Source organism: Pseudomonas sp. KB_12, assembly GCF_052114545.1.
Taxonomy (GTDB): Bacteria; Pseudomonadota; Gammaproteobacteria; order Pseudomonadales; family Pseudomonadaceae; genus Aquipseudomonas; species Aquipseudomonas brassicacearum.
Map to the genome: position 1 here is coordinate 18,516 of NZ_JBFREY010000051.1, position 9,847 is coordinate 28,362.

The 9,847-nt window shown below is 61.6% G+C and carries 9 protein-coding genes; 6 read left to right on the forward strand and 3 right to left on the reverse strand.

The genetic code is table 11. The features are described from left to right. The first annotated feature begins 3 nt into the window (after positions 1-3). Complete coding sequence (locus AB4Z20_RS26270; protein WP_442090977.1) at positions 4-753, forward strand: sulfite exporter TauE/SafE family protein; 750 nt, start codon at positions 4-6, stop codon at positions 751-753. Here AB4Z20_RS26270 and AB4Z20_RS26275 read toward each other — a convergent pair. Then, positions 743-1,597 (reverse strand): LysR substrate-binding domain-containing protein, encoded by an 855-nt coding sequence (locus AB4Z20_RS26275; protein ID WP_027912697.1) that lies wholly within the window; start codon positions 1,595-1,597, stop codon positions 743-745. The two genes, AB4Z20_RS26270 and AB4Z20_RS26275, sit on opposite strands and share 11 nt — an antisense overlap. 97 nt (positions 1,598-1,694) lie before the next feature. Between AB4Z20_RS26275 and AB4Z20_RS26280 the strand changes: the two genes are divergently transcribed. Together AB4Z20_RS26280 and AB4Z20_RS26285 are read left to right on the forward strand one after the other, a co-directional pair. Beyond that, positions 1,695-1,913: a DUF1127 domain-containing protein gene (locus tag AB4Z20_RS26280; protein WP_003199394.1), complete on the forward strand. Its 219-nt coding sequence runs from the start codon at positions 1,695-1,697 to the stop codon at positions 1,911-1,913. A gap of 64 nt (positions 1,914-1,977) precedes the next feature. Beyond that, a complete protein-coding gene (locus AB4Z20_RS26285) occupies positions 1,978-3,207 on the forward strand; it encodes a winged helix-turn-helix domain-containing protein (RefSeq protein ID WP_253472682.1) in 1,230 nt (409 codons plus the stop codon). A gap of 126 nt (positions 3,208-3,333) precedes the next feature. Here AB4Z20_RS26285 and AB4Z20_RS26290 read toward each other — a convergent pair whose 3' ends face one another. Next, complete coding sequence (locus AB4Z20_RS26290) at positions 3,334-4,680, reverse strand: class II 3-deoxy-7-phosphoheptulonate synthase (protein ID WP_003199400.1); 1,347 nt, start codon at positions 4,678-4,680, stop codon at positions 3,334-3,336. Between the two features lie 142 nt (positions 4,681-4,822). Between AB4Z20_RS26290 and AB4Z20_RS26295 the strand changes: the two genes are divergently transcribed. Next, entirely contained in the window at positions 4,823-5,578 is a 756-nt protein-coding gene (locus AB4Z20_RS26295; RefSeq protein ID WP_003199402.1) for a spermidine synthase, read from the forward strand. Positions 5,579-6,067: 489 nt separating this feature from the next. Further along, entirely contained in the window at positions 6,068-7,741 is a 1,674-nt protein-coding gene (locus AB4Z20_RS26300; protein ID WP_014337279.1) for a DEAD/DEAH box helicase, read from the forward strand. A 176-nt stretch (positions 7,742-7,917) separates the two neighbouring features. On the opposite strand, the gene AB4Z20_RS26305 is transcribed toward AB4Z20_RS26300, so the two are convergent. Continuing rightward, positions 7,918-8,685 carry a DODA-type extradiol aromatic ring-opening family dioxygenase gene (locus AB4Z20_RS26305; RefSeq protein WP_442090979.1) on the reverse strand — a complete coding sequence of 256 codons (768 nt, stop codon included), beginning with the start codon at positions 8,683-8,685 and terminating at the stop codon, positions 7,918-7,920. Between the two features lie 104 nt (positions 8,686-8,789). On the opposite strand from AB4Z20_RS26305, the gene AB4Z20_RS26310 reads away from it, so the two are divergent. Further along, positions 8,790-9,443: a thiopurine S-methyltransferase gene (locus AB4Z20_RS26310; RefSeq protein ID WP_258690618.1), complete on the forward strand. Its 654-nt coding sequence runs from the start codon at positions 8,790-8,792 to the stop codon at positions 9,441-9,443. Positions 9,444-9,847: the final 404 nt, after the last annotated feature.

Sequence of the window (9,847 nt, forward strand, 5' to 3'; positions counted from 1 at the left end):
GTCTTGTTCGAATTTGTGCTGTTTTTGGTGTTTGGTGCCGTGTTGGGCACGCTAGGGGGATTGTTCGGGATCGGTGGCGGCCTGATTGCCATTCCGGTGCTGGGCGTCTGGTTCGGCCTCGACCAGCAACTTGCCCAGGGTACGGCGCTGGTCATGGTGGTGCCCAATGTGATGCTCGCGTTGTGGCGTTATCACCAGCGCAATCGCATCGAATTGCGCCATGTCCTGCCGTTGGCTTGCATGGGTTTCTGCTTTGCCTGGCTGGGTTCGATCTGGGCCGTGGGGATCGACGCGAACAGCATGCGGATCGGCTTCGTCGCGTTCCTGATCGCGCTGACACTCTACAATCTGGTCCGCATGTTCGCCGCCAACGCACCGGCTTCGGCGCAGATGCGTTATGGCTGGCCATGGCTCGCTGTGCTGGGGGCGGCGTCCGGCACCATGGGCGGTCTGTTCGGTGTCGGCGGGGCTGTTGTCGCCACGCCGATCCTGACCAGCATTTTTGGCACCACCCAGGTGGTTGCCCAAGGCTTGTCCCTGGCGCTGGCCTTGCCCAGTACCGGCGTGACCCTCGCCACGTATGCGTTTCACCACGAAGTGGACTGGAGCATCGGCCTGCCGTTGGCCGTCGGAGGCTTGCTGAGCATCAGTTGGGGGGTGAAAGTCGCCCACGCCTTGCCGGAGCGGCTGTTGCGCGGGCTGTTCTGCGGTTTCCTGGTGCTCTGCGCGGTGCTACTCGCCTTTAAAGTTTGAAGCCTTCGACGATGTGCTCGGCCAGGCACTCGGTGATCGGCGATGGGTTATGCAGGTTGCGGATCAGCATGATGCTGGCCTCGGGCAGTTCCGGCAGGTCTTCAGCCTCGCCCAGTACGCGCATGTCCGGGGTCAGCAGGCTTTCCAGTTGCGCCGTGATTGCCAGGCCGGCGCCCACCACCGCCATGAGCGCCGACAGGCTCGAACTGTTGTATGCCACGCGATAATCGCGGCCCATGGCATCCAGCGCATTGCAGGCCCATTGCCGGCAGAAACAGTCACTGTTGAACATCGCCAGCGGCAGCGGTGTTTGTTCATGGACGTTGAAGCAGGCGGCTTCGGCCCAGACAAAGCGCTCCTTGCGCAGCAACTGGCCGATTTCGTCCCCGGGTTTGCGGGTGACGATGGACAGGTCCAGGTCCTGGCGCAGCAGCAACTGCTTGGACGATTCGCAGTGCACTTCAATTTCGATCAGCGGGTAGAACTGAGCGAAGCGCTGCAGGATGCCTGGCAGGAAGCGCATCACGTAATCGTCCGGCGTGCCGATGCGCACCGTGCCGACCATGTGCGGTTCGCGCAGGGTATTGAACACCTCGCTGTGCAGCTTGAGGATCCGTCGCGCGTAACCCAACAGCACCTGGCCTTCAGCGGTGAGCTTGACCTGGCGCCCATCACGCTCGAACAGCCGGCGTTGCAACACGTCTTCTTCCAGCCGCTTCATCTGCATGCTGACGGCAGACTGGGTGCGATTGACCAATTCCCCGGCCCGGGTGAAACCGCCCTGGTCGGCGATGGCGACAAAGGTACGCAGCACTTCCGTATCGATGCTCGGGTAACTCGACAATTGATCAATCTCCGAGATGTATTGCATAAGAAACATTCGTTGGATTGATCTTATCGTTAGCGCGAGACTTGATCCATCCCCAACGGAGGACATCACGATGAAAGGTCAAAAAGGTTATCTACTGATAGACAAACTCTCCCACGGCTTTTCCGTCAGCGCCCTGCTGCACAAGTTTAGTCGCTGGTACGAATTGCACCACGAACGCGAACTGCTGGCCGGAATGAGTGACGAGGCGCTCAAGGACATTGGTGTGAGTCGTGCCGACGTGGAGCAGGAAGTGGTTCGGCCATTCTGGGACGACCCAATGCACAAATGAGCCATCCTTTCCTACACAAACCCCTTATTGGTGAGGTAGGTTGCGAGCAGACAAGGAGATCTTCATGCCCGCGACTCTGTCCTTTACCCTCAAACAGGCCCGGCGTCTGGCGTTGGCCGCCCAAGGATTCGATGGGCGCTCACCGCCAGCTTCGGTGCAACCCTCACGCCTCAACCGTCTGATCGAACGCCTCGGCGTCCTGCAGATCGACTCAGTCAATGCGTTGGTGCGCTCGCATTACCTCCCGCTGTTCTCCCGCCTCGGTCACTACAATCGCGATTTGCTCGATCAAGCCGCCTGGAGCCAGGGCCGACGTCGCACGCTGTTCGAATATTGGGGGCACGAAGCGTCGCTGCTGCCGATGTCGATGTATCCGCTGATGCGCTGGCGCATGGATCGGGCTTCGGGTGGCGAAGGGATCTACCAGCAATTGGCGCGTTTCGGCCAAGAACGCCAGGATGTCATCCGCCGCGTCCTGGCCGCGGTCCAGGAACAGGGCGCCCTGGGTGCTGGCAGTTTGTCTACGCGCAAGGAAAAGGCCGGGCCGTGGTGGGACTGGAGCGCGGAGAAACATGCGCTGGAATGGCTGTTCGCCGCGGGCGAAGTCACGGTGGCTGGGCGACGCGGGTTCGAGCGGCTCTACGACTTGCCCGAACGGGTACTGCCGGCCGCGATCCTGCAGCAACCGTTGCCGGACGAGGCCCAGGCCCAACGCGGCTTGCTGGTGCATGCTGCCGACGCCTTGGGCATTGCCACCGAGAAAGACCTGCGCGACTACTTTCGCCTCGGTCCGGCCGACTGTCGCGGGCGCCTGGCTGAGTTGGAGGAGGCCGGAGAGCTGCTGCGCTGCCAGGTGCAGGGCTGGAAGCAACCGGCCTGGTGCCGACCCGCGGCGAAAGTACCTCGCAAGGTCGCCGCCAGTGCCTTGCTGTCGCCGTTCGACTCGCTGGTCTGGGAGCGCGGCCGTACCGAGCGGTTGTTCGACTTTCGCTACCGGCTGGAGATCTACACCCCCGTGCACAAGCGGGTGTATGGCTATTACGTGTTGCCGTTCCTGCACCACGAACGCATTGCCGCCCGGGTGGACCTGCGGGCAGAACGGGCCTTGGGGCAGTTGGCCGTGCATGCCGTGCACGAGGATGCGTCGGGGCTGGACGAGGAGGGGATGCAGGCCCTGGCGCTGAACTTGAGGCGCATGGCCCGGTGGCTGGGGCTGGAGCGGGTCCAGCTCAATTGTCAGCGGGTGAGTGGGGGGCGGTTGGCGGTGGCATTGGCCCAGATCGAGGGTGACTGAGCCGACGCCTTCGCGAGCAAGCTCGCTCCCGCAAGGGATCTTGGGTGACCACAAGTTTTGTGTTCACCGCCGATCCAATGTGGGAGCGAGCTTGCTCGCGAAGCGATTGAACCGGCGAAGAAGAACCTACCGCCGAACCTGCTTCAAGGTTTCGGCAATCAAAAACGCCAGCTCCAGCGACTGATCGGCATTCATCCGCGGGTCGCAGTGGGTGTGGTAGCGGTCCGATAGCCCGTCCTCGGTAATCGGGCGCGCGCCGCCGATGCATTCGGTGACGTTTTGCCCGGTCATTTCGATGTGAATCCCGCCGGCATAGGTGCCTTCGGCTTCGTGGACCTGGAAGAACTGCTTCACTTCACCGAGGATCTGCGCAAAGTCGCGGGTCTTGTAGCCGCTGCTGGCCTTGATGGTGTTGCCGTGCATCGGGTCGGAGCTCCACAGCACTTGCTTGCCTTCACGCTGCACGGCGCGCAACAGCGGCGGCAAGTGTTCGCCGACCTTGTTGGCGCCCATCCGGGCGATCAGGTTCAGTCGGCCGGGGTCGTTCTGCGGGTTGAGCACGTCGATCAGGCGGATCAGGTCGTCCGGGTCCATGCTCGGGCCGACCTTGACCCCGATCGGGTTGTTCACCCCGCGCAGGAATTCGACATGGGCGCCGTCCAACTGACGGGTGCGGTCGCCGATCCACAGCATGTGGGCCGAGCAGTCGTAATAATCGTTGGTCAGGCTGTCACGGCGCACGAAGGCTTCTTCGTAATTGAGCAGCAATGCTTCGTGGGCAGTGAAAAAGCTGGTTTCGCGCAGTTGCGGCGAGCTGTCCATGCCGCAGGCGCGCATGAATGCCAGGGTTTCGTCGATGCGGTCGGCCAGGTGGCTGTACTTTTCCGCCAGGGCTGAATTGGCGATGAAGTCCAGGTTCCACTTGTGCACCTGGTGCAGGTCGGCGAACCCGCCCTGGGCGAAGGCGCGCAGCAGGTTCAAGGTGGCGGTGGACTGGTGGTAGGACTGCAGCAACCGCTCCGGGTCCGGTACGCGGCTTTTCTCGTCGAAACCGATGCCGTTGACGATATCGCCCCGGTAGGCCGGCAAGGTCACGCCGTCAATGGTTTCGTCGTTGGCTGAGCGCGGCTTGGCGAACTGCCCGGCCATGCGCCCGACCTTGACCACCGGGCAGCCGGCGGCAAAGGTCATGACGATCGCCATCTGCAAGAGCACCTTGAAGGTGTCGCGGATCTTGGCCGCCGAGAACTCGGCAAAGCTTTCGGCGCAGTCGCCGCCTTGCAGCAGGAACGCCCGGCCCTGGGTCACCTCGGCGAACTGACGGCGCAACTCCCGGGCTTCACCGGCAAACACCAGTGGCGGATAACTGGCCAGGGTCTGCTCCACCTGCAACAGGTGCGCGGCGTCGGGGTAGCGGGGTTGTTGCTGGATCGGCAGGGCGCGCCAGCTGTCAGGGCTCCAGGGTTGGCTCATCATGATCTCTAGGTGATTTACGCTCGGACGGCCATGTTATCAGCAAATTAGTGCGTGACCTGCTCCGGTTGCTTCGCGGACAATCGCGCCTTTGTCCCGTATTCGCAGGCTCAAGCCGGCACGGCCACCATCAGGAGATGAAATGACAGAGGAGCGCGTCGAGCATTTGCTCGCCGAGGTGCACGACGAGTTCGGCATGATTCGCGTATTCGAAGTGGCCGATTACCGGTTTCTCGAGTTTGGCGATGCCATCGAGCAGAGTTGCGTGTTCACAGCCGATCCGAGCTGGCTCGAATATGACTATACCCGCGCCATGCTCATCGGCGCGTTGTGTCACGAGCAGCCGGAAAGTGCGCTGTTTCTGGGGCTGGGCGCTGGTACGTTGACCCAGGCCTGCCTCAAGTTCCTGCCGTTGGAAGATGTCGAGGCCATCGAATTGCGCCCCGACGTGCCGCGCCTGGCCATCGAATACCTGGGGCTGGATGACGATCCGCGGCTGTACATCCGCGTCGGCGATGCACTGGAACTGCTTGAAAGCGCCGAGCCGGCGGACCTGATTTTCGTCGACCTCTATACCGATGTCGGTCCCGGCGTCGGGCACCTGGCCTGGGGCTTCCTGGAAAATTGCCAGAAACGCCTCAACCCGGGCGGCTGGCTGGTGATCAACCAGTGGGCCACCGATGACGGCAAGCCATTGGGGGCGGCGCTGTTGCGCGGCTTGTACCACCGGCATTATTGGGAGCTGCCGGTGAAGGAGGGCAATGTGATCCTCATCGTGCCGGCGGACCTGGATCAGGAGCTGGACATGCAAGGACTGGTCGCCAGGGCCGAAGGGCTGGCGCCGCGACTGGGTTATTCGTTGCAGTCGTTGATCAAGGCCATCCGCCCGGCGACCTGATCGAGCAAAGCCATAAGTCCTTGTGGCAAGTGAATGCCCCTGTGGCGAGGGAGCTTGCTCCCGCTGGGTCGCGAAGCGGCCCTTCGATTTCAGATATCAACCCAGGCGTCTGCTTCGCAGCCGAGCGGGAGCAAGCTCCCTCGCCACAAGGGCGAAGACGTGTGGAGGTGAATCGTTTTAGCTCGCTGTCCCAAGGCCTTGTGACAGCGAGCCCCATAACGGTGTTTGGCAATAAAAAAAGCTCCCTTTCTGGGCGAATTCCGGTATAGTGCGCGCCGGCCTTTAGCCGGGCCGCGTCAAGGTAGCGCAATTCCCCGAAGTCAGCTTCGGTTGCATGTCCGCACAACGGATGCTTCCACGACGTTCTTTTTCATTCATTCGTTTTCGCAAATCCCCGCCGACAAAGCAGCCAGGGCGACTCTTGAGTCTCAACACGGCACGCGCAGCTTTGGAGCATGGGTCTTTGCGGATGCACTTAGAGGCAGACCCATGACCCAGGAAACCGGCGGCTTCGCCGCTTTTAATCTCAACCCGAACATTCTTGCTGCCGTCACTGCGACCGGCTACGAAGAACCTTCGGCGATTCAGCAGCAATCGATCCCGATCATCATGGCCGGCCACGACATGATTGGCCAGGCGCAAACCGGTACGGGTAAAACCGCTGCGTTCGCCCTGCCGATCCTGCATCGCATCGATCCTGCCAAGCGCGAACCGCAAGCCCTGATCCTGGCGCCAACTCGTGAGTTGGCGCTGCAAGTAGCAACCGCTTTCGAAACCTATTCCAAGCAGATGCCTGGCGTTACTGTTGTGGCCGTTTACGGCGGTGCCCCGATGGGCCCACAACTGAAAGCCATCCGTAATGGCGCGCAGATCGTTGTCGCCACTCCGGGTCGTCTGTGCGATCACCTGCGTCGTGACGAAAAAGTCCTGGCTACCGTGAACCACCTGGTTCTCGACGAAGCCGACGAAATGCTCAAGCTGGGTTTCATGGATGACCTGGAAGTCATCTTCAAGGCCCTGCCAGCGACCCGCCAGACTGTATTGTTCTCGGCTACCCTGCCGCAATCGATCCGTGCCATTGCCGAGCGCCACCTGCGCGATCCGCAACACGTGAAGATCCAGACCAAGACCCAGACCGTCACCGCGATCGAACAGGCTCACCTGTTGGTTCACGCTGACCAGAAGACGTCTGCCGTTCTCAGCTTGCTGGAAGTGGAAGACTTCGACGCCCTGATCATGTTCGTGCGCACCAAGCAAGCGACCCTGGACCTGGCCAGCGCCCTGGAAGCCAAAGGCTACAAAGCCGCTGCGCTGAACGGTGACATTGCCCAGAACCAGCGTGAGCGCGTGATCGACTCCCTCAAGGATGGCCGCCTGGACATCGTTGTGGCGACCGACGTTGCTGCCCGTGGCCTGGACGTTCCGCGCATCACCCACGTGTTCAACGTGGACATGCCGTACGATCCGGAATCCTACGTTCACCGTATCGGCCGTACTGGCCGTGCCGGTCGCGAAGGCCGTGCGCTGCTGCTGGTCACCCCGCGTGAGCGTCGCATGCTGCAAGTGATCGAGCGTGTAACTGGCCAGAAGGTGGCTGAAGTTCGCCTGCCGGACGCCCAGGCCGTTCTCGATGCTCGCATCAAGAAACTGACCAACAGCCTGTCGCCACTGGTGGCTGACGCCGAATCGACCCACGGTGATCTGCTCGATCGCCTGACCGCCGACATCGGTTGCACCCCACGCGCCCTGGCCGCCGCACTGCTGCGCAAGGCCACCAATGGCCAAGCGCTGAACCTGGCTGCAATCGAGAAGGAACGTCCCCTGGTGCCGAACAACGCACCGCGTGGCGATCGTCCTGAGCGCACCGGTGATCGTCCGGACCGTGGTGATCGCGAGCGTCGTGCTCCGATCCCGCTGGCCGAAGGTCGTGCTCGTTGCCGTACCGCGCTGGGTGCCCGTGACGGCATCGCTGCCAAGAACCTGCTGGGTGCCATCCTTAACGAAGGCGGCCTGGCCCGCGAAGCGATCGGCCGCATCCAGGTGCGTGACAGCTTCAGCCTGGTAGAGCTGCCGGAAGATGGTCTGGAGAAGTTGCTGACCAAGCTGAAAGACACCCGTGTGGCTGGCAAGCAGCTCAAGCTGCGTCGCTATCGCGAAGATTGATCGGCTCTTGGGCTGATTGATCGAACATGAAAAATCCCCGACTGGTTCGGGGATTTTTTATGCCTGTCGTTTGGTGTTCTGTCATGGAAAGTGGTGTGGAGGCCAATCGCGAGCAAGCTCGCTCCCACAGAAAATCCAATGTGGGAGCGAGCTTGCTCGCGATTGAAGCGACCCGGTCAATCGAACCGATAGATGTCCATCCCCAGCGTCCCCATCGTGAACCCCGCATGGGCGATGCTGAACTTGCCCCCCGCACCCCGGGCAAAATACAGCGGCAGCAAGTGCTCATCGCTGGGGTGGCTGCGCACGGCGTTCGGCGCCTGGCGACGGTAATCATGCAGCGCAGCCTCGTCGTCGGCCGCCAGCTTCTCAACCATCCAATCGCGAAAGGCCTTGGCCCAGGGCTCGATGCTGTCGGGGCCGGCGTTCCAGTCCAGGTCACGCAGGTTATGGGTGATGCTGCCGGAACCGATCAGCAAGATGCCCTGCTGACGCAGGCTCGCCAGGGCCTGGCCGACCTGTGTCTGCAGTGTCGGTCCCTGGCGGCTGGGCAGGGAAACCTGCACCACCGGGATGTCGGCCTCGGGGTACATCAAAGACAATGGCACCCAGACGCCATGGTCGGACGGCCGTTGAGGGTCGAGGCGTGCCGGCAGGTTCGCGGTGTTGAGCATGGCAGCGACTTGCGCCGCCAGTTGAGGATCGCCAGGCGCGGGGTATTGCACCTCATACAGGGCTGGTGGAAAGCCGCCGAAGTCGTGCCAGGTGCGCGGCTGCGGATTGGCGCTGACCAGCAGTTCGTTGCTTTCCCAGTGGGCGGACACGATGACGATGGCCTTGGGCTTGGGCAACTGAGCGGCCAGGCGAGCCAATGCCGGACCGCTGTCGCCGGGCTCCAGGGCGAGCATCGGTGAGCCATGGGAGATAAACAGGCTGGGCAGCATGAAGGGACTCCTGAGCGTTAAGATGGGGTCATCTTCCATCAGGTCAATGATCTAAATCTAATATAAGTTTTAGCCCGTTTTTATCGAATTTCTTGGAGTGAATCATGGAGCCCGATTTTTGGCACAAGCGCTGGTCATCGAACCAGATTGGTTTTCACTTGCCGGAGGTGAACCCCTACCTGCAACGTTTCTGGCCGCAATTGGGCTTGGCCCAGGGCAGTCGGGTGCTGGTGCCGTTGTGTGGCAAAAGCCTGGATCTGCTGTGGCTGGCTCATCAGGGCTATTCGGTGCTGGGCGTGGAGTTGTCGGAAAAAGCCGCCACGGATTTTTTCCTTGAGCATCAGCTTGAGGCGGTTGTAAGTGAAGAGGGCGCTTTCAGGGTGTTCCGTGCCGGTGATATCGAGATTCGCTGCGGTGATTTCTTTGCCCTGGACCCGCAGGATGTGGCCGATTGCACGGCCCTGTACGACCGCGCTGCATTAATCGCGTTGCCCCTTCCGATGCGCGAACGGTACGCGGCTCATCTGCAGAAGATCTTGCCCGATGGGGTCGGCTTGTTGATTACCTTGGATTACAACCAGGATGAAATGCCTGGCCCACCGTTTTCCGTCGGGGATGATGAGGTGCAGCGGTTGCTGGGAGGTGTCTGGCAGTTGGAGGTGTTGCAGGAGCAGGATGTACTGGGGGAGAGCTGGAAGTTTTTGCAGGCGGGTGTGAAACGGTTGGATGAGCGTGTTTATCGGCTGTCCAGAGGTTGAAGCGGTGGTTCTGCTGATGCCATCGGGAGCATGCTCGCTCCCACATTGGATCTGCTGTGAACACAAAACCTGTGGTCACCCAAGTTCCTTTGTGGGAGCGAGCTTGCTCGCGAAGGCGGCCTGACAGGTGGCCTGGATTTTGTTGATTGAGTACATATCCGTTGCTGCGGTAACGGCGGCTTAGGGTTCCGCTCTTACAGCGGGTCACTTTTGGAAGAGCCGGGAGCCGGACCAGCCAAAAGTAACCAAAAGCGCTTTGCCCCACCACTCGGTGCCTCGCTTAGGCTCGGCATGCCCTCACTCCGGCATTGCTCCGTGGGCCCGCCGCGAAGGGCCATCCATGGCCCAGCGCGGCTATCCCGGCATCCATGCCGGGATGCCCACTGCGCAATGCCTGCGTTCGG

Excerpts from the sequence above, each read along its gene's own strand:
- AB4Z20_RS26280 (WP_003199394.1), top strand. The coding sequence starts at position 1,695 with ATGAAAGGTCAAAAAGGTTATCTACTGATAGACAAACTCTCCCACGGC.
- AB4Z20_RS26285 (WP_253472682.1), top strand. The coding sequence starts at position 1,978 with ATGCCCGCGACTCTGTCCTTTACCCTCAAACAGGCCCGGCGTCTGGCG.
- AB4Z20_RS26290 (WP_003199400.1), bottom strand. The coding sequence starts at position 4,680 with ATGAGCCAACCCTGGAGCCCTGACAGCTGGCGCGCCCTGCCGATCCAG.
- AB4Z20_RS26295 (WP_003199402.1), top strand. The coding sequence starts at position 4,823 with ATGACAGAGGAGCGCGTCGAGCATTTGCTCGCCGAGGTGCACGACGAG.
- AB4Z20_RS26300 (WP_014337279.1), top strand. The coding sequence starts at position 6,068 with ATGACCCAGGAAACCGGCGGCTTCGCCGCTTTTAATCTCAACCCGAAC.
- AB4Z20_RS26305 (WP_442090979.1), bottom strand. The coding sequence starts at position 8,685 with ATGCTGCCCAGCCTGTTTATCTCCCATGGCTCACCGATGCTCGCCCTG.
- AB4Z20_RS26310 (WP_258690618.1), top strand. The coding sequence starts at position 8,790 with ATGGAGCCCGATTTTTGGCACAAGCGCTGGTCATCGAACCAGATTGGT.